The 17032-nt window shown below is 71.0% G+C and carries 18 protein-coding genes and 4 tRNA genes; 16 read left to right on the top strand and 6 right to left on the bottom strand.

Going from position 1 to position 17032, the window contains the following annotated elements:
* Positions 1-12: 12 nt before the first annotated feature.
* The 4 genes from ACH4OW_RS20090 to ACH4OW_RS20075 all read left to right on the top strand — a co-directional run bounded on the left by ACH4OW_RS20090 (position 13) and on the right by ACH4OW_RS20075 (position 4923).
* Positions 13-1686: a NuoM family protein gene (locus ACH4OW_RS20090; RefSeq protein ID WP_398029497.1), complete on the top strand. Its 1674-nt coding sequence runs from the start codon at positions 13-15 to the stop codon at positions 1684-1686.
* Complete coding sequence (locus ACH4OW_RS20085) at positions 1686-3242, top strand: NADH-quinone oxidoreductase subunit N (RefSeq protein WP_398029298.1); 1557 nt, start codon at positions 1686-1688, stop codon at positions 3240-3242. Before ACH4OW_RS20090 ends, ACH4OW_RS20085 begins: the two co-directional genes overlap by 1 nt.
* 317 nt (positions 3243-3559) lie before the next feature.
* Positions 3560-4423: a zinc metalloprotease HtpX gene (gene htpX / locus ACH4OW_RS20080; RefSeq protein WP_360124587.1), complete on the top strand. Its 864-nt coding sequence runs from the start codon at positions 3560-3562 to the stop codon at positions 4421-4423.
* A gap of 107 nt (positions 4424-4530) precedes the next feature.
* A complete protein-coding gene (locus tag ACH4OW_RS20075; RefSeq protein WP_360124584.1) occupies positions 4531-4923 on the top strand; it encodes a YccF domain-containing protein in 393 nt (130 codons plus the stop codon).
* Positions 4924-4953: 30 nt separating this feature from the next.
* On the opposite strand, the gene ACH4OW_RS20070 is transcribed toward ACH4OW_RS20075, so the two are convergent.
* Both ACH4OW_RS20070 and ACH4OW_RS20065 read right to left on the bottom strand, forming a co-directional pair.
* Positions 4954-5643: a hypothetical protein gene (locus ACH4OW_RS20070; protein ID WP_398029296.1), complete on the bottom strand. Its 690-nt coding sequence runs from the start codon at positions 5641-5643 to the stop codon at positions 4954-4956.
* Between the two features lie 147 nt (positions 5644-5790).
* Entirely contained in the window at positions 5791-6279 is a 489-nt protein-coding gene (locus ACH4OW_RS20065) for a YajQ family cyclic di-GMP-binding protein (protein ID WP_398029294.1), read from the bottom strand.
* Positions 6280-6470: 191 nt separating this feature from the next.
* Between ACH4OW_RS20065 and ACH4OW_RS20060 the strand changes: the two genes are divergently transcribed.
* A tRNA-Tyr gene (locus tag ACH4OW_RS20060) sits at positions 6471-6552 on the top strand.
* Positions 6553-6686: 134 nt separating this feature from the next.
* Here ACH4OW_RS20060 and ACH4OW_RS20055 read toward each other — a convergent pair.
* Positions 6687-7346: an NAD(P)H-binding protein gene (locus ACH4OW_RS20055; protein ID WP_398029292.1), complete on the bottom strand. Its 660-nt coding sequence runs from the start codon at positions 7344-7346 to the stop codon at positions 6687-6689.
* Positions 7347-7435: 89 nt separating this feature from the next.
* Complete coding sequence (locus tag ACH4OW_RS20050; protein WP_398029290.1) at positions 7436-8725, bottom strand: amidohydrolase family protein; 1290 nt, start codon at positions 8723-8725, stop codon at positions 7436-7438.
* 182 nt (positions 8726-8907) lie between these two features.
* Here ACH4OW_RS20050 and ACH4OW_RS20045 point away from each other — a divergent pair.
* From ACH4OW_RS20045 to ACH4OW_RS20020, 6 genes are all read left to right on the top strand, one after another.
* Positions 8908-8980, top strand: a tRNA-Thr gene (locus ACH4OW_RS20045).
* Positions 8981-9027: 47 nt separating this feature from the next.
* Positions 9028-9100 (top strand) — tRNA-Met (locus ACH4OW_RS20040).
* 88 nt (positions 9101-9188) lie between these two features.
* Positions 9189-9353, top strand: a complete 165-nt coding sequence (gene rpmG, locus ACH4OW_RS20035; protein WP_006604855.1) for a 50S ribosomal protein L33 — start codon at positions 9189-9191, stop codon at positions 9351-9353.
* A gap of 163 nt (positions 9354-9516) precedes the next feature.
* Positions 9517-9972, top strand: a complete 456-nt coding sequence (locus tag ACH4OW_RS20030) for a MaoC family dehydratase N-terminal domain-containing protein (protein ID WP_360124568.1) — start codon at positions 9517-9519, stop codon at positions 9970-9972.
* Between the two features lie 4 nt (positions 9973-9976).
* A complete protein-coding gene (locus tag ACH4OW_RS20025; RefSeq protein ID WP_398029287.1) occupies positions 9977-10411 on the top strand; it encodes a MaoC family dehydratase in 435 nt (144 codons plus the stop codon).
* A 69-nt stretch (positions 10412-10480) separates the two neighbouring features.
* On the top strand, positions 10481-11536 hold the full coding sequence (locus ACH4OW_RS20020) for a UDP-N-acetylmuramate dehydrogenase (protein ID WP_360124562.1): 1056 nt from the start codon (positions 10481-10483) through the stop codon (positions 11534-11536).
* A gap of 21 nt (positions 11537-11557) precedes the next feature.
* Here the strand turns inward: ACH4OW_RS20020 and ACH4OW_RS20015 are convergent, their stop codons facing one another.
* Complete coding sequence (locus ACH4OW_RS20015; protein WP_360124559.1) at positions 11558-12580, bottom strand: adenosine deaminase; 1023 nt, start codon at positions 12578-12580, stop codon at positions 11558-11560.
* Between the two features lie 120 nt (positions 12581-12700).
* Positions 12701-13936 carry a pyridoxal phosphate-dependent aminotransferase gene (locus ACH4OW_RS20010; RefSeq protein WP_360124556.1) on the bottom strand — a complete coding sequence of 412 codons (1236 nt, stop codon included), beginning with the start codon at positions 13934-13936 and terminating at the stop codon, positions 12701-12703.
* 184 nt (positions 13937-14120) lie between these two features.
* On the opposite strand from ACH4OW_RS20010, the gene ACH4OW_RS20005 reads away from it, so the two are divergent.
* From ACH4OW_RS20005 to rplA, 5 genes are all read left to right on the top strand, one after another.
* A tRNA-Trp gene (locus ACH4OW_RS20005) sits at positions 14121-14193 on the top strand.
* Positions 14194-14302: 109 nt separating this feature from the next.
* On the top strand, positions 14303-14596 hold the full coding sequence (gene secE, locus ACH4OW_RS20000) for a preprotein translocase subunit SecE (RefSeq protein ID WP_360124553.1): 294 nt from the start codon (positions 14303-14305) through the stop codon (positions 14594-14596).
* Between the two features lie 72 nt (positions 14597-14668).
* Positions 14669-15589 carry a transcription termination/antitermination protein NusG gene (gene nusG / locus ACH4OW_RS19995; RefSeq protein ID WP_398029284.1) on the top strand — a complete coding sequence of 307 codons (921 nt, stop codon included), beginning with the start codon at positions 14669-14671 and terminating at the stop codon, positions 15587-15589.
* A gap of 167 nt (positions 15590-15756) precedes the next feature.
* Positions 15757-16191 carry a 50S ribosomal protein L11 gene (gene rplK, locus ACH4OW_RS19990; protein WP_030262765.1) on the top strand — a complete coding sequence of 145 codons (435 nt, stop codon included), beginning with the start codon at positions 15757-15759 and terminating at the stop codon, positions 16189-16191.
* A 110-nt stretch (positions 16192-16301) separates the two neighbouring features.
* Positions 16302-17024, top strand: a complete 723-nt coding sequence (gene rplA / locus ACH4OW_RS19985; RefSeq protein ID WP_360124546.1) for a 50S ribosomal protein L1 — start codon at positions 16302-16304, stop codon at positions 17022-17024.
* Positions 17025-17032: the final 8 nt, after the last annotated feature.

Genomic DNA, 17032 nt, shown 5'->3' with positions numbered 1-17032 from the left:
AATCACACCGCTATGCAGCTTCTCCTCGCGGCCGTCGTCGTCCTCCCCCTGCTGGGCGCGGTCGCCGCACTGCTCCCGGCCCCGCCCGGTCTCAAGGGCCGCGACCCCGACCAGGCCGTACTGCGCCACGGCGTGACCGTCACCGGCGCCGTGCTGGCCGCGTCCATCGCACTGGCCGCCGGCTTCGACCACGACCACCCGGCCCGGATGCAGGCCACCACCGACATCAGCTGGATCCAGGCCCTCGGCATCCGCATCCACCTCGGCATCGACGGCATCTCGCTCCCCCTTCTCGTGATGACCGCGCTGCTGACCTTCCTCTGCGCGCTCTACAGCTACTTCCACATGCCCGCGGGCCCGTCTCCCAAGGCATTCGTGGCCCTGCTCCTGGTCCTGGAGGCCGGCACCCTCGCCACCTTCGCCGTCCTGGACCTCGTGCTGTTCTTCCTCGCCTTCGAGATGGTCCTCATCCCGATGTACTTCCTCATCGCCCGGTGGGGCGGTGCGCAACGGCAGTACGCGGCGTGGAAGTTCATCCTCTACACCCTCCTCGGCTCGGTCGTGATGCTGCTGGGCCTCCTGCTCATCGGCGTGAAGTCCGGCACGTTCGACATGGTGGCACTCGCCACTGACAACGGCCCGAAGTCCCAGCTCAGCCACACCGTCCAGCTGCTCGCGGTGCTCGCGATCGGCATCGGACTGGCCGTCAAGGCACCGATGTGGCCGCTGCACAGCTGGCTGCCGGACGCGCACACCGCGGCCCCCACCGTCGGCTCCGTGCTCCTGGCGGGCGTCCTGCTGAAAATGGGCACATACGGCTTCGTGCGCATCGCGCTGCCCATCGCGCCCGACGGCATGCACACCTTCGCCCCGTACCTCGCCGCGTTCGCCGCGGTCGGCATCGTCTACGGCTCGCTCGCCTGCCTCGCGCTCGCCCGGCGCGGCGCCAAGGGCGACCTCAAGCGCCTGATCGCGTACAGCTCGGTCGGCCACATGGGATTCGTGCTGCTCGGCATCGCGAGCATGACGCCGACCGGCGTCAACGGCGCCCTCTTCGCCAACATCGCGCACGGCCTGATCACCGGCCTCCTCTTCTTCCTGGTCGGCGCCCTCAAGGACCGCTACGGCAGCACCGACCTCGACCAGCTCGCGGGCCGCACGGGCGCCGCCCTGTACGGGCGTGCCCCGCGCTTCGGCGGCCTGCTGGCGTTCGGCGCCATCGCCTCCCTCGGCCTGCCCGGACTGGCCGGGTTCTGGGGCGAGATGCTCGCCATGTTCGGCGCCTTCAAGCCCGCCGACGGCCTCAGCAGGCCCGCGTTCCTGACGTTCATGGCGCTGGCCGGCCTCGGCACGCTCCTCACCGCCGCGTACCTGTTGGTCGTCGTACGGCGGGTGTGCATGGGAAGCAAGGAGACGGCCGAAAGCAACGTGACTGCCGAGAGCAACGTGACTGCCTTGACGGCCGGTTCGGAGGAGGCTGCCGCGACGGCCGGCTCGGAAGCGGCCGCCGTGACGGCCGGCTCCGGCGCCTCCCGTACCGCCCCCGTCATCCCCGACCTGGCCCGCTACGAATACGCGGCCTGGACGCCCCTCGCCGTCCTCACCGTCCTCGCCGGACTGTGGCCCGCGGCCCTCCTCGGCCTCACCGACCCGGCCGTCCAGCAGCTCCTCGGAGGCGGTAAGTGATGAGTTCCGTGACCTCCCTGGTCCAGTCCGTCGACTGGCTCGCCGTCGCGCCGCCCACCCTCACCGCGGTCGTCGCGCTGGCCGTCCTGGTCGCCGACCTCTTCGTCCCCGAGAGCCGCAAACCGCTCCTGGGGTGGGTCGCGACCGGCGGCCTCGCCCTGGCCGCGCTCTCGCTCCTCCCCCTGGTGGCGGGGGACCGCCGCACCTTCTGCCTGACCACGGACCCCGGCACGTGCAGTTACGCCGCCGACAACTTCGCCGTCGTCATCCAGTTCCTGGTGCTGGCCGGCGCGCTGGTCACCGCGCTGCTGTCCCTGAACACCGTCGAGGACCACCGGCTGCCCGCGGGCGAGTACTGGTTCCTGCTGCTGTCCTCCGCGGCCGGCGCGGCGCTGCTGCCCGCCTCCCGGGACCTGGCGACCCTCGTCATCGCCCTCGAAGTGGCCTCGCTGCCCGCCTTCGCCCTCGTGGGGCTCAAGCGCGCGGACCGCCTCTCCTCGGAGGCGGCCCTGAAGTTCTTCCTGTCCTCGGTGGCGGCCACCGCGGTCATGCTCATGGGCGTCAGCTTCGTCTACGCGGCGACCGGCAGCCTCCACCTGAACCGGGTCGCGGCCGCCCTCACCCGGCTGCCCGACCCCCAGCTGGCCACCCTGGCCACGGCGGGCGTCGCCCTCACCCTCGTCGGCTTCGCCTTCAAGACCGCCGCCGTGCCGTTCCACTTCTGGGTGCCCGACACGTACGTGGGCGCGCCGCTCCCGATCGCCGCGTACCTCTCCGTGATCGGCAAGGCGGTCGGCTTCTCCGGCCTGATCCTCGTGACGGTCCAGGGCTTCCCTTCGTACGCGGACGTCTGGGGTCCGGCGCTCGCCGTACTGGCCGCGCTGACCATGACCGTCGGCAACGTCGCCGCGCTGCGCCAGGACCCGGGCCGCGCGCACAGCGCCGTACGCCTGCTCGCCTGGTCCTCGGTGGGCCAGGCCGGCTACCTCCTGGTGCCGATCGCCGCCGCCGGGTACGCCGGCGACGCGGCCCACGCCATCGGCTCCACCGTCGCGTACGCCCTGATGTACGCGGCCGTGAACCTGGGTGCCTTCGCGGTCGCCGCGCTGGTGGCCCGTACGAGCCCCGCCAACCGCATCGGCGACTACCGCGGGCTCTACTCGCGCCGCCCCCTGGCCGCCCTCGCCCTCGGCTTCTTCCTGCTGTGCCTGGCGGGCCTGCCGCCCGGCATCATCGGCCTGTTCGCCAAGGTCACGGTCTTCTCGGCCGCGGTCGACGCGGGCCTGGCCTGGCTCGCCGTGGTGATGGCCGTCAATGTGGTGATCGCGCTGTACTACTACCTCCAGTGGACGGCGGTGCTCTTCCGTACGGCCGGCGACGAGGCCGGGGCCGGCGCTCCCGAGGGGGCCCGTACGCGGGCCTCCGGGGCCGCGGCCGCCGTGCCCGCCGTCCCCGCGCCGCTCGCGGCCGCCATCGCCCTCACCGCCGTACTCGGCATCGCCCTCTCCGGAGCGCCGCAGCTCGTACTCCGCTTCGCCTCCGGCGCGCTCCTGTAGGAGCCCGGCCCGCGACGCGACAGCCCGGACCCGGTCACCCCGGGTCCGGGCTTCGATCGTTCCCGGCCGCTTCCCGGCCACTTCCCGGCCGGTGCGGGACCGTCTTGTGGCCGGATTTCAGCTGGCTTCACACCCGCCTCGTGAGTGCCACGCGAGCACCCGTCCGGGGGCTCACCCGTACGGCTGTACGCCGTCTCGGGATGCACAAGGGAACTAGCGCCCTTCACCTGGCGTTGACCAGACAGAGAGGGTCCACTGAAAAGTGGAGGAAACGTCAGCAAAAGGGTTCCCCTGCCGCACCATTTGGAGGGCGTACCGTGCACCGCAGGCACAACGGGCTCAGGACCGCCGTACTCCTCGGGGGACTGTCCGCACTCATCATCGTCATCGGCAGTCTCTTCGGCCGTACGGGCCTGGTCATCGCGGTCCTCGTGGCCCTGGGCACCAACGCCTACGCCTACTGGAACAGCGACAAGCTGGCCCTGAGGGCCATGCGCGCCCGGCCGGTCAGCGAGTTCCAGGCACCACAGCTCTACCGCATGGTCAGGGAGCTCTCCACGGCCGCGCGCCAGCCCATGCCCCGTCTGTACATCTCGCCGACCCAGGCCCCGAACGCCTTCGCCACCGGCCGCAACCCGCGCAACGCCGCGGTCTGCTGCACGGACGGCATCCTGAACCTCCTGGACGAGCGCGAACTGCGCGGCGTCATCGGCCACGAGCTGAGCCACGTCCACAACCGCGACATCCTCATCTCCTCCGTGGCCGGCGCCCTGGCCTCGGTCGTGATGTTCCTGGTCAACTTCGCCTGGCTGATTCCCATAGGCCGGTCCGACGACGACGAGGGTCCCGGCATCCTGGGCATGCTCCTGATCATGATCCTGGGCCCGGTGGCCGCCTCCCTCATCCAGCTGGCCGTCAGCCGCTCCCGCGAGTACCAGGCCGACGCCTCCGGCGCCCAGCTCACCGGCGACCCGCTCGCCCTGGCCTCCGCGCTCCGCAAGCTGGAGGCGGGCACCCGGCAGCTGCCGCTGCCGGCCGAGCCGCGCCTGGAGACGGCCGGCCACATGATGATCGCGAACCCGTTCAGGCCCGGTGACGGCATGACCAAGCTGTTCTCGACCCACCCGCCGATGCGCGAGCGCATCGCCCGCCTCGAACAGATGGCGGGCCGCCACTCCTGACAGGCCGATGCGCGCGGCAGACCTGCAACGATTCCCGCAGCCGCTGCGTCTACGTGAGGGAAAGGTCCCGAACACCGCATGGCACAGCGCATGGAAGGCTGCCGCTCATGAAGCTCATCCTCAACGTCATATGGCTGGTTCTGAGCGGATTTTGGATGGCGGTCGGCTACGTCGTCGCGGGCATCATCTGCTGCATCCTGATCATCACGATCCCCTTCGGCATCGCCTCGTTCCGGATCGCCGGGTACGCGCTGTGGCCCTTCGGCCGTACGACGGTGGAGCGCCGCGACTCGGGCGCGGGGTCCGTCATCGGCAACGTCGTCTGGGTCGTCTTCGCGGGCTGGTGGCTGGCGCTGGGCCACATCGTGACGGGCGCGCTCCAGTGCGTGACGATCATCGGCATCCCGCTCGGCATCGCGAACTTCAAGATGGTGCCGCTCTCCCTGCTCCCGCTCGGCCGGGAGATCGTCCCCACGGACCAGCCGCTCGCCGCCCGCTGACGACGGCGCGCCCGGCGCTCCGGGCCGCCCTCACCGCCGTACGAGCCCCCGGGGCGCCACGTACCGCTTGAAACCGAGCGGCGTGACGCCCGGGATGCTCGCGATCAGCTTCATCACCGCGCCGCCCTCCTGGAGGGACGTCTCGACCACGCGCTGATGCGCGGCCTCGTCCGTCCACTCGCTGTAGTTGAAGACCCGGGTGCCGTCCTCGCTGATGTGGAAGTTCGAGGAGATCCCGCCGGAACGGTCGGGGGAAGCGCTCGCGGAGCCCGGCTGGGTGCCGCCCATCATGTCCACCAGGCCGTCGACCAGCTGCCGGGCGGCCTCGTGCCCCGTCGTCTCGAAGGAGACGGCCACGATGCACCCCGGCTCCGGCGGCTCGCCCTGGGGCAGCAGGCTGCGGTAGTAGCGGTAGGGCCGCGCCCCGCCCGCCCCCGCGGACCGCAGGGGCTCCCCGGCCGCCCCGGCTTCCCATTGCGCGAAGCCGAGCACGGTGCGGCCGTCCGTGCCGGACAGGAAGACCCGGGAGACCGGGCCGTCCGGCAGCGGCGTCTCCTGCCACGTCCGCACGGCGCTGTCGATCATGGCCTGCTGCCGTTCGGGGCTGCCCGCGTCCCATTCGCCGATCAGTACGGTGCCGACGCCGGCCCGCCGTACGTCGGGCAGCGCGTCCTCCAGGAACCGTGCGGTGGCCTGCGTGTTGTCCGTTTCCGAAGTCATGGCCACAGCCTCGGACCTGAACCAAACTTGAGGTCAAGCCCGCGTCTCGGAGCCGCTGACCCGGACCGGCCCCCGACGCACCGGTGGGGCGGTACGCACCCGCGTACCGCCCCACCGAACGGCCCTGCCCGTAGCCCGGAACCGTTCCTACCGGTAGTTCACGAACTGCAGCGCGAAGTCCAGGTCCTTGCCCTTGAGTAGCTGCTGCACGGCCTGGAGGTCGTCCCGGCTCTTCGAGCTGACGCGCAGCTCGTCGCCCTGCACCTGCGCCTTGACGCCCTTCGGGCCCTCATCGCGGATGATCTTGGCGACCTTCTTCGCGTTCTCCTGCGAGATCCCCTCCTCGATGGAGGCGGAGATCTTGTACTCCTTGCCGGAGGCCTGCGGCTCGCCCGCGTCCAGTGCCTTCAGCGAGATCCCGCGCTTGACCAGCTTGGACTGGAAGATGTCGAGGACTGCCTTCACCCGCTCCTCGGCGTTGGCGCGCATCTCGATCTTCTCGCCCGACCACTCGATCGACGCGCCCACGCCCTTGAAGTCGTAGCGCTGCGAGATCTCCTTGGCGGCCTGGTTGAGGGCGTTGTCGACCTCCTGCCGCTCGACCTTCGAGACGATGTCGAAACTGGAGTCGGCCATCTTGAGTTGGCTCCTCGTACGTAGATCCGTCAGGGTCGCGGCCCTATCCAGGCCGCCCCGCAAGCCTAGTCACCCCGCACATGATCGACCGGGGAAGAACCGGGTGGCGGACCACCCCCGGCCATCGGGTATGGTTTACGTCGTTGCCACGGAGCGACGCCACACCGGCGGATCTCCCGGCAGCAAACCCTGGCGGTGTGCCCGAGCGGCCAAAGGGAGCAGACTGTAAATCTGCCGGCTTCGCCTTCCCAGGTTCGAATCCTGGCGCCGCCACAGGTCTGAAAAGGCCCCGATTCGCGTAATGCGGTCGGGGCCTTTTCGCATGTACTCGTTCGTGTGGCCCCGCGGGGGCCGCCCGCGACAGCCCCGTGGTCGGGGCTGTCGCGGACGTCACACGTTCCTGCCGGTCAGCGTGCGACCGCCCGCACCGCCTCGTCGACCGGCGTGTCGCCGCCGATCAGCTCCAGCGTGCGGCCCGCCGTGCCGGGCTCCGCCAGGAGGGCGGCGAGTACGGCGGCCACGTCGTCGCGGGAGACCTCGCTGCGGCCGGTCGACTCGGCGAGGGAGACCAGGCCGGTGCCCGGGTCGTCCGTCAGGCGGCCGGGGCGCAGAATCGTCCAGTCGAGGCCCGCCCGGGCGCGTACGTCGGCGTCGGCGGCGCCCTTCGCCCGCAGGTACGCCGCGAACACCGGGTCGGTGCCCTCAGGGGGCTTCGTGTCGGCGCCCATCGACGACACGACGACGAAGCGCCGTACGCCGGCCGCCTCCGCCGCGTCCGCGAAGAGGGCGGCCGCGGCCCGGTCCACGGTCTCCTTGCGTTCGATGCCGCTGCCCGGTCCCGCGCCCGCCGCGAAGACCGCGGCGTCCGCCCCTTCCAGGTGCCGTGCGATGTCGCCGACCGAGGCCGACTCCAGGTCGCAGACGACCGGTTCGGCCCCGGCGGCCAGCAGGTCCCCGGCCTGTTCGGGCCGGCGGATGATGCCCGCCACCTCGTCCCCGCGCTCGTGGAGCAGCCGCTCCAGCCGCAGCGCGATCTGACCATGTCCACCCGCGATGACAATGCGCATGATCCCGACCGTACGCCTGTTGTCCCGCCGGAGCGCGATACCCGGCGTGCGCCGTCGCGGACGCGCCGCCGGAGGGAACCGGCCCCGCCCTACCGCTGCGACTGCCGCGGCAGCTCCAGGGCCACCACCGCCGCCGAGTCGCAGTACTCGCGCACCGCGCTCGTCCTGGCCACCACGCGCCCCCGGTGCACCACGATGCGGCTGTACGCCAGGGACAGCACCGCGGCGAGGCTTTCGCCGCGTACGGCCAGGAGTTCGGCGGGGAAGCCCGCTTCGACGCGAACCTCCGGCAGGCCGAGCGTGGCGCGGGCGGCCGAGCCGACCGCCTCGTACGCGGCCTCGGGGGAGGCTTCGCCGAGGGAGGCGAGCAGGTAGGCGGCTTCCAGGGGGTCGCCGCGCCCCACCGGGTTCGCCGCGTCGCGCAGGGCGCCGCTGCCCGCGGCGACCCGCACCCCGGCCGCGCGCAGCAGCCGTACGGGCGCCGGGCGGGCCACCCGGCCCACGGGACCGGCGCGGCCGGGCAGCCCGGCGCCGCGCCGTTCCAGGGCCGCGCAGTCGCCCTGCGGCAGGCAGACGACCGTCACCCCGGCCGCCGCCAGCTGCTCGGCGGTGCGCGCCGCCATCTCCCGCGGCAGCGCCGACAGGCCCGCGCACGGCCCGATCGCCACGCCGGGCCGCAGGCCGCCCGCCATCGCCGCGAACCGCGCCAGCCGCGCGGGGTCGTCACCGTCCGTGTGCAGGTCCACCGCGCAGCCGTGCTCGCCCGCCAGCTCCAGGACGGCTTCGGCGTACCCGGCCGGGTCGGGGTCGAGGTCCGGGCAGCCGCCGATGACCGAGGCGCCCATCTTGACGGCGTCCCGCAGCATCGCCAGCCCGTCGGCGCCGGCCAGCCCGGTGAGCATCCGCGGCACCGCGACCGCGGTCAGCTCGGCCAGTCCGCGCAGCGACCGGCCCGCCTGGAGGACCGCCTCCAGCGACCGCAGCCCCTGGACGTCGCCGATCCGTACGTGGCTGCGCAGCGCCGTCGCGCCGTGCCCGAGCTGGAGGAGGGCCGCCTCCGTGGTGCGCCGCTGCACGTCTTCGAGCGTCTCGCCCGCGGGCCCGCCGGCGTCCGCGGTCAGCGCGGTGTCGCAGTGCGCGTGCGGCTCGGCGGGGGCCGGGAGGAGCAGGTAGCCGCCGAGGTCGACGCGGGTGCCCTGGGGGGCGAGGCTGCCGGCCGTGCCGACCGCTTCGATGTGCCCGCCGCTGAGCCGTACGTCCACGACCCGGCCGTCGGCGAGCCGGGCGTCGCAGAGCACCAGGGTGCCCGCAGCGGCGCCGGTGCCGTCGCTGCCCGCGGCCTTCTCCGGCCCCGGCTGCGGCTGACTGCTGTCGGACATCGCGCTCCTCGAAGGACCGGGCGTGCAAGATCACGCAGCGTTCTCCGAGCCTAGGGGGCGCTCCGGGGAGCTTCACGGAGGCGCGAAATAGTCGTACCGGTGTGGTGCGAGGGGCGGCTGCGGCGGTGCTCCGGATACGGATTTCACCTTTGGCGGCAGGCCGTGTAATGTCTTCATCGCTCGCCCCAATAGCTCAGTCGGCAGAGCGTCTCCATGGTAAGGAGAAGGTCTACGGTTCGATTCCGTATTGGGGCTCTGATGTGTGAGGTATCCCGCCTTCGGGCGGGGTCCACTCGCATCACAGCGGTGTAGCTCAGTCGGTAGAGCAAGCGGCTCATAATCGCTGTGTCACCGGTTCAAGTCCGGTCACCGCTACTGACAGTAGCCGATTGTGGGGTCGGTCCTCCGATCGGCTACTCTTCTATGCGTTCATCCGTCCATCCGTCCGTCAAGGAGCACTCACGTGGCTGCCACCGACGTCCGCCCGAAGATCACGCTGGCCTGCGTGGAGTGCAAGGAGCGGAACTACATCACCAAGAAGAACCGGCGTAACGACCCGGACCGTCTTGAGATGAAGAAGCACTGCCCCCGTTGCAACTCGCACACTGCGCACCGCGAGACGCGATAACAACAGGCTCGTTCGCGAGGCCGTCCCCACTCGCTGGGGGCGGCCTCGCGGCGTTGTGGCGAGGCCGCCGGTACGCGGCGTGGCGTGCGGCCCCGTCCGCCGGTGCCCCGGTATGTCAGGTCAGGGACCCTTGCAGGGACCAGTTCAGGGAGGTTGCGAGCCCATGGCGCTCGACCAGTCCTTTGTCGGGCGGAGCTACCCGGCCACCGCTCCTTATGAGGTCGGCCGGGAGAAGATCCGCGAATTCGCCGAGGCGATCGGCGACCCCGCCCCGGCGTACACCGACGCCGAAGCCGCCAGGGCACTCGGGCATCCCGACGTGATCGCCCCGCCGACCTTTGTGTTCTCCATCACTTTCCGCGCCGCCGGCCAGGTCGTCGAAGATCCGCAGCTCGGTCTCGATTACAGCCGGGTGGTGCACGGCGACCAGAAATTCGCCTACACCCGGCCGGTGCGGGCCGGTGACCGGCTGACCGTCACCTCGACCATCGAGGCGATCAAATCCCTCGCGGGAAACGACATTCTCGATATCCGTGGCGAGGTGCACGACGAAGCGGGCGAACACGTGGTGACCGCTTTCACAAAGCTGGTGGCGCGCGCCGCCGGGCAGGAGGGCTGAGGCGATGGCGGCGAAGATCTCTTACGACGACGTCGAGGTCGGCACCGAACTCCCGGCGCAGACCTTTCCCGTGACCCGCGCCACACTCGTGCGGTACGCGGGCGCCTCCGGCGACTTCAACCCGATCCACTGGAACGAGAAGTTCGCCAAGGAGGTGGGCCTCCCCGACGTGATCGCGCACGGCATGTTCACCATGGCCGAGGCGGCCCGCGTGGTCACCGACTGGACCGGCGACCCGGGCGCCGTCGTGGAGTACGGCGTGCGCTTCACCAAGCCCGTCGTGGTGCCCAACGACGAGGTGGGCGCGGTCGTCGAGGTCAGCGCCAAGGTCGCGGCGAAGCTGGACGACCAGGCGCGTACCGTCCGCGTCGACCTGATCGCGACCAGCGCGGGGCAGAAGGTGCTGGGGATGTCGCGCGCGGTGGTCCGGCTCGCCTGACCAGCATGATCGTTACATCACGGGGGCGGACCGGCCGGGCGGCGGGACCGCCCCCGTACCCTTGAGCCCGTGCAGGAACTCCACGATGCCCCCCTCGCCCCGCTGACCACCTTCCGGCTCGGCGGACCGGCCACCCGGCTGCTCACCGCGACCACCGACGACGAGGTGGTCGCGGCCGTCCGCGAGGCCGACGCGACGGATACGCCGCTGCTCGTCATCGGCGGCGGCAGCAACCTGGTCATCGGCGACAAGGGCTTCGAGGGCACCGCGCTGCGCATCGCCACCACCGGTTTCACGCTGGACGGCACGGACCTGACGCTGGCCGCGGGCGAGAACTGGTCCGACGCGGTGGCCCGCACCGTCGAGGCCGGGCTCGCGGGCATCGAGTGCCTGGCCGGCATCCCCGGCTCGGCCGGTGCCACGCCCATCCAGAACGTGGGCGCGTACGGACAGGAAGTGTCCTCCACGATCACCGAGGTGGTCGCGTACGACCGCACAGCGGGCGAGACCGTGACCCTTTCGAACGCCGAGTGCGCGTTCTCGTACCGCCACAGCCGCTTCAAGGAGCACCCCGGGCGGTTCGTGGTGCTGCGCGTGCGCTTCGCCCTGGAGGACGCCGGCGGGCTGTCCGCGCCGATCAAGTACGCGGAGACCGCACGCACCCTCGGCGTCGAGGCGGGGGACCGGGTGCCGGCCGCCGACGCCCGCGAGACCGTGCTCAAGCTGCGGGCCGGCAAGGGCATGGTCCTGGACCCGGAAGACCACGACACCTGGTCGGCGGGCTCCTTCTTCACCAATCCGGTCCTCACCGAGGCCCAGCACGCGGACTTCCTCGCCCGCGTCCACGAGCGCCTCGGCCCGGACGCCACCCCGCCCGCCTTCCCGGCGGGAGAGGGCCGCGTGAAGACCTCCGCCGCCTGGCTCATCGACCGCGCGGGCTTCACCAAGGGCTACGGCGAAGGACCGGCCCGGATCTCCACCAAGCACACCCTCGCCCTCACCAACCGCGGCACGGCCACCACCGAGGACCTGCTCGCGCTGGCCCGCGAGGTCCGCGAGGGCGTCCGCGCGGCCTTCGGCGTCACGCTGGTCAACGAGCCGGTGACGGTCGGCGTCACCCTTTAGGGACGGCGCGGGGGCCGTCGCTCACTCCTCCCGGAGCCATGCGTCCACGCCCGCCAGCAGCTTCTGCCGTACGTCCTGCGGGGCCCGCGAGCCGCGCACCGACTGGCGGGCCACCTCCGCCAGTTCGGCGTCCGAGAAGCCGTGCGCGGTCCGGGCGATCTCGTACTGGGCCGCCAGCCGCGAGCCGAACAGCAGCGGGTCGTCGGCGCCCAGCGCCATCGGCACACCGGCGTCGTACAGCGTCCGCAGCGGTACGTCCTCCGGCTTCTCGTAGACGCCCAGGGCCACGTTCGACGCCGGGCAGACCTCGCAGGTCACCCCGCGGTCGGCCAGCCGCCGCAGCAGCGCGGGGTCCTCCGCCGCCCGCACGCCGTGGCCGATGCGCGCCGCGTGCAGGTCGTCCAGGCAGTCCCGCACGCTCGAAGGGCCCGACAGCTCGCCGCCGTGCGGCGCCGCCAGCAGACCGCCGTCGCGCGCGATGGCGAAGGCCCGGTCGAAGTCGCGGGCGAAACCCCGACGTTCGTCGTTGGAGAGCCCAAAACCGATCACGCCGCGGTCGGCGTACCGGACCGCGAGCCGGGCCAGCGTACGGGCGTCCAGGGGGTGCTTCATGCGGTTGGCGGCCACCAGGACGCGTATGCCCAGGCCGGTCTCCCGCGAGGCGGCGTCCACCGCGTCCAGAATGATCTCCAGCGCGGGGATCAGCCCGCCCAGCCGCGGCGCGTACGACGTCGGGTCGACCTGGATCTCCAGCCACCCCGAGCCGTCCCGTACGTCCTCCTCGGCGGCCTCCCTGACCAGCCGCCTGATGTCCTCCGGGGAGCGCAGGCAGGAGCGCGCGATGTCGTACAGCCGCTGGAAGCGGAACCAGCCGCGCTCGTCGGTGGCCCGCAGCTTCGGCGGCTCGCCGCCCTTAAGGGCCTCCGGCAGGTGCACGCCGTACTTGTCGGCGAGCTCCAGCAGGGTCGCGGGCCGCATCGACCCCGTGAAGTGCAGGTGCAGATGGGCCTTCGGGAGGGCCCGGACATCGCGTACACGTTCCATCCCAGGATCTTGCCGTACGGGGCCGACGCGCCGGTAGGGCCTTTCCCGAACGGGCGCCCGCCCGAAAGCAGATGCGGGCCCCGGGGAAGCCCCGGGGCCCGCGGCACGTGCCGTCAGGTGCTACTTCGCCTCGGCCAGCAGGTTCTGGACGCGGGTGATGCCCTCGACCAGGTCCTCGTCACCGAGCGCGTACGACAGGCGCAGGTAGCCCGGCGTGCCGAACGCCTCACCCGGCACGACCGCGACCTCGGCCTCCTCCAGGATCAGCTCGGCCAGCTCCACGCTGGTCTGCGGGCGCTTGCCCCGGATCTCCTTGCCGAGCAGGCCCTTGACCGACGGGTACGCGTAGAACGCGCCCTCCGGCTCGGGGCACAGCACGCCCTCGATCTCGTTGAGCATCCGCACCATCGTCTTGCGGCGCCGGTCGAAGGCGACCTTCATCTCCTCGACGGCGTCCAGGTCACCGGAGACCGCGGCGATGGCCGCCGCCTGCGCCACGTTCGAGACGTTGGAGGTGGCGTGCGACTGGAGGTTCGCCGCGGCCTTGATCACGTCCTTCGGGCCGATGGCCCAGCCCACCCGCCAGCCGGTCATCGCGTACGTCTTCGCCACGCCGTTGACGATGATGCACTTCTCGCGCAGCTCCGGCACGACCACCGGCAGCGAGGAGAACTCGGCGTCGCCGTAGACCAGGTGCTCGTAGATCTCGTCCGTCAGGACCCACAGGCCGTGCTCGGCGGCCCAGCGGCCCACCGCCTCGACCTGCTCGCGGGTGTAGACCGCGCCGGTCGGGTTCGACGGCGACACGAACAGCAGCACCTTCGTGCGGTCCGTACGGGCCGCCTCCAGCTGCTCCACGGTCACCCGGTAGCCGGTGGTCTCGTCGGCTACCACGTCCACCGGCACGCCGCCCGCCAGCCGGATCGACTCCGGGTAGGTGGTCCAGTAGGGGGCCGGCACGATGACCTCGTCGCCCGGGTCCAGGATCGCCGCGAACGCCTCGTAGATCGCCTGCTTGCCACCGTTGGTGACCAGCACGTTCGCCGCCTCGACCGCGTAGCCCGAGTCGCGCAGCGTCTTCGCGGCGATGGCGTCCTTCAGCTCGGGCAGGCCGCCGGCCGGGGTGTAGCGGTGGTACTTCGGGTTGCGGCACGCCTCGACGGCCGCCTCGACGATGTAGCCGGGCGTGGGGAAGTCGGGCTCGCCGGCGCCGAAGCCGATCACCGGGCGCCCGGCGGCCTTGAGGGCCTTGGCCTTGGCGTCCACGGCGAGGGTCGCGGACTCGGAGATGGCCCCGACGCGGGCCGACACCCGACGGTCGGCGGGGGACTGTGCGGGAGGAGTAGCAGCGCTCATGTACTGCATGGTCCCAGACCCGCCACGGGGCGGGCACACGGGTTTGAAGGCACCGCCTCGGGGCTTTCTGTTCGACGCCGGGACGGGAAGCACGTACACTCGCTGACCGTTGGCTCCCAACAGGGCGCAACCGGCCACGCACCTGGTGCACCGGTCGGCATGCGGTAGGTTGGGGGAACCACAAAGGGTCGTAGCTCAATTGGTAGAGCACTGGTCTCCAAAACCAGCGGTTGGGGGTTCAAGTCCCTCCGGCCCTGCTACACGCACTCATCACCGAGGCGCGTGCACGCGTACGTACTGAAATGCACCGCCGTGCGGCTCTACCGGGCGCGGCACGGCCAACGACCCGGATTCAGGTGAGGACGAGTGACGGACGCCCTGGGCTCCATCGACATGCCTGAGCGCGGTCGTTCCGAAGACGAGGCCACGGACTCGAAGAAGCCCCGCCGCGGCGGCAAGCGCGGCAAGAAGGGCCCGTTCGCGCGCCTCGCTCTCTTCTACCGGCAGATCATCGCCGAGCTCCGCAAGGTCGTCTGGCCCACCAGAGGCCAGCTTTCCACGTACACCACCGTGGTGATCGTCTTCGTCGTCATCGTCATCGGTCTCGTAACCGTGATTGACTTGGGATTCAACGAGGCCGTCAAGTACGTCTTCGGCTGATCCCGCGAAGGGCGCCTGAGCGGGCGCCCCTTTGCATGTTCAACCCCTTGAAGCCAGGAAGAAGCAGCCACCGTGTCTGACCCGAACCTGAACGACGCCGCCGACTCCGTCGAGACGGCAGCGGCCGACGTTGACGCGGCTGCCTCGGCCGAGGTCGAGGGCGACGCTGCGGCGCTTGCCGACGAAGAGGGCGCCCGCGAGATCGTCGAGGGCGCCGACGCGGCCGACGAGCTCGACACCGAGGACGCCGAGGCGGGCGAGCCCGCCGAAGAGGCCGCGGTGAACGTCGAGACCGACGACGAGGCTGCCGAGGCCGTCGAGGCCGAGGACGAGGCCGCCGGCGAGGCGGAGACCGACGAGGACGAGGCCGAGCCGGTCGACCCGATCGCCGCGCTCCGCGAGGAGCTGCGCACCCTGCCGGGCGAGTGGTACGTGATCCACACCTACGCGGGCTACGAGAAGCGCGTGAAGGCCAACCTGGAGCAGCGCGCCGTCTCGCTCAACGTCGAGGACTTCATCTACCAGGCCGAGGTCCCCGAGGAAGAGATCGTCCAGATCAAGAACGGCGAGCGCAAGAACGTCCGCCAGAACAAGCTCCCGGGCTACGTGCTCGTGCGCATGGACCTGACGAACGAGTCCTGGGGCGTCGTGCGCAACACGCCCGGCGTCACCGGCTTCGTGGGCAACGCCTACGACCCGTACCCGCTGACCCTGGACGAGATCGTCAAGATGCTCGCCCCGGAGGCCGAGGAGAAGGCCGCCAAGGAGGCCGCCGAGGCCGAGGGCAAGCCGGCTCCGTCCCGCAAGGTCGAGGTCCAGGTGCTGGACTTCGAGGTGGGCGACTCGGTCACCGTCACCGACGGCCCGTTCGCCACGCTGCAGGCCACGATCAACGAGATCAACGCCGACTCGAAGAAGGTCAAGGGCCTCGTCGAGATCTTCGGCCGCGAGACCCCGGTCGAGCTGAGCTTCGACCAGATCCAGAAGAACTGACACTTCTGGAACAACCGCTTCCGAACAGGTCAGGCGAGCCCCTCGGGGACCGTCTGACCTGCTCGGTTTTTGGCCGCACCTCCATACCCGTTATCGTTGTGCGGTATGCCTCCATCCGGATGACCGGATGGTCTGGCGAAAACCTCTCACTAGGACCCGGAGAGAGCATGCCTCCCAAGAAGAAGAAGGTCACGGGGCTCATCAAGCTCCAGATCCAGGCCGGTGCCGCAAACCCGGCCCCGCCGGTCGGCCCCGCGCTGGGCCAGCACGGCGTCAACATCATGGAGTTCTGCAAGGCCTACAACGCCGCGACCGAGTCGCAGCGCGGTTGGGTCATCCCGGTGGAGATCACGGTCTACGAAGACCGTTCCTTCACCTTCATCACCAAGACCCCGCCGGCCTCGAAGATGATCCTGAAGGCCGCGGGCGTGGAGAAGGGCTCCGGCGAGCCGCACAAGACCAAGGTCGCCAAGATCACGGCCGACCAGGTCCGCGAGATCGCCACCACCAAGATGCCCGACCTGAACGCCAACGACCTGGACGCCGCGTCGAAGATCATCGCCGGCACCGCCCGTTCCATGGGCATCACGGTCGAGGGCTGACAGCCACCCCGCAGTAGCCCCGCGGCACCCGCCGCATTCCGACAGGGGCACGTGGCAGGGCCAGGCGCTGGCCCGTACCACGACTCCATCGCCACCACTCAGGAGCAGCAGTGAAGCGCAGCAAGAATCTTCGCAACGCGGACGCGAAGATCGACCGGGAGCGTCAGTACGCCCCGCTCGAGGCCGTCCGTCTGGCCAAGGAGACCTCCCCGGCCAAGTTCGACGCGACCGTCGAGGTCGCCATGCGTCTGGGCGTCGACCCGCGCAAGGCCGACCAGATGGTCCGTGGCACCGTGAACCTTCCGCACGGCACCGGTAAGACCGCCCGGGTCCTGGTCTTCGCGACCGGCGACCGTGCTGCGGCCGCGGAAGCCGCGGGCGCCGACATCGTCGGCTCCGACGAACTGATCGACGAGGTCGCCAAGGGCCGCCTGGACTTCGACGCCGTCGTCGCCACGCCGGACCTCATGGGCAAGGTCGGCCGCCTCGGCCGCGTGCTCGGTCCCCGTGGTCTGATGCCGAACCCGAAGACCGGCACCGTCACCCCGGACGTCGCCAAGGCTGTCACCGACATCAAGGGCGGCAAGATCGAGTTCCGCGTGGACAAGCACGCGAACCTCCACTTCATCATCGGCAAGGTGTCCTTCGACGACGCCAAGCTGGTGGAGAACTACGCCGCGGCGCTCGAGGAGATCAACCGCCTCAAGCCGTCCGCCGCCAAGGGCCGCTACATCAAGAAGGCCACCATCAGCACCACGATGGGCCCCGGCGTTCCGGTCGACGCCAACCGCACCCGCAACCTCCTCGTCGAGGAGGACGTGCTCGCCGTCTGAGTCTGACG

Origin of the sequence: Streptomyces sp. NPDC017056 (assembly GCF_044332485.1) — a bacterium.
Lineage (GTDB): Bacteria > Actinomycetota > Actinomycetes > Streptomycetales > Streptomycetaceae > Streptomyces.
The sequence above is the reverse complement of the archived record's forward strand: the minus strand, read 5'-3'. Positions and strand labels throughout refer to the sequence as shown.

What these genes read in the sequence shown, in the direction of transcription:
- ACH4OW_RS20025 (WP_398029287.1), top strand. Translation starts at nt 9,977, where the DNA reads ATGGCGGCGAAGATCTCTTACGACGACGTCGAGGTCGGCACCGAACTC.
- ACH4OW_RS20010 (WP_360124556.1), bottom strand. Translation starts at nt 13,936, where the DNA reads ATGAGCGCTGCTACTCCTCCCGCACAGTCCCCCGCCGACCGTCGGGTG.
- ACH4OW_RS20050 (WP_398029290.1), bottom strand. Translation starts at nt 8,725, where the DNA reads ATGTCCGACAGCAGTCAGCCGCAGCCGGGGCCGGAGAAGGCCGCGGGC.
- rplK (WP_030262765.1), top strand. Translation starts at nt 15,757, where the DNA reads ATGCCTCCCAAGAAGAAGAAGGTCACGGGGCTCATCAAGCTCCAGATC.
- ACH4OW_RS20065 (WP_398029294.1), bottom strand. Translation starts at nt 6,279, where the DNA reads ATGGCCGACTCCAGTTTCGACATCGTCTCGAAGGTCGAGCGGCAGGAG.
- ACH4OW_RS20070 (WP_398029296.1), bottom strand. Translation starts at nt 5,643, where the DNA reads ATGACTTCGGAAACGGACAACACGCAGGCCACCGCACGGTTCCTGGAG.
- ACH4OW_RS20015 (WP_360124559.1), bottom strand. Translation starts at nt 12,580, where the DNA reads ATGGAACGTGTACGCGATGTCCGGGCCCTCCCGAAGGCCCATCTGCAC.
- ACH4OW_RS20030 (WP_360124568.1), top strand. Translation starts at nt 9,517, where the DNA reads ATGGCGCTCGACCAGTCCTTTGTCGGGCGGAGCTACCCGGCCACCGCT.
- ACH4OW_RS20090 (WP_398029497.1), top strand. Translation starts at nt 13, where the DNA reads ATGCAGCTTCTCCTCGCGGCCGTCGTCGTCCTCCCCCTGCTGGGCGCG.
- ACH4OW_RS20055 (WP_398029292.1), bottom strand. Translation starts at nt 7,346, where the DNA reads ATGCGCATTGTCATCGCGGGTGGACATGGTCAGATCGCGCTGCGGCTG.
- ACH4OW_RS20085 (WP_398029298.1), top strand. Translation starts at nt 1,686, where the DNA reads ATGAGTTCCGTGACCTCCCTGGTCCAGTCCGTCGACTGGCTCGCCGTC.
- ACH4OW_RS20075 (WP_360124584.1), top strand. Translation starts at nt 4,531, where the DNA reads ATGAAGCTCATCCTCAACGTCATATGGCTGGTTCTGAGCGGATTTTGG.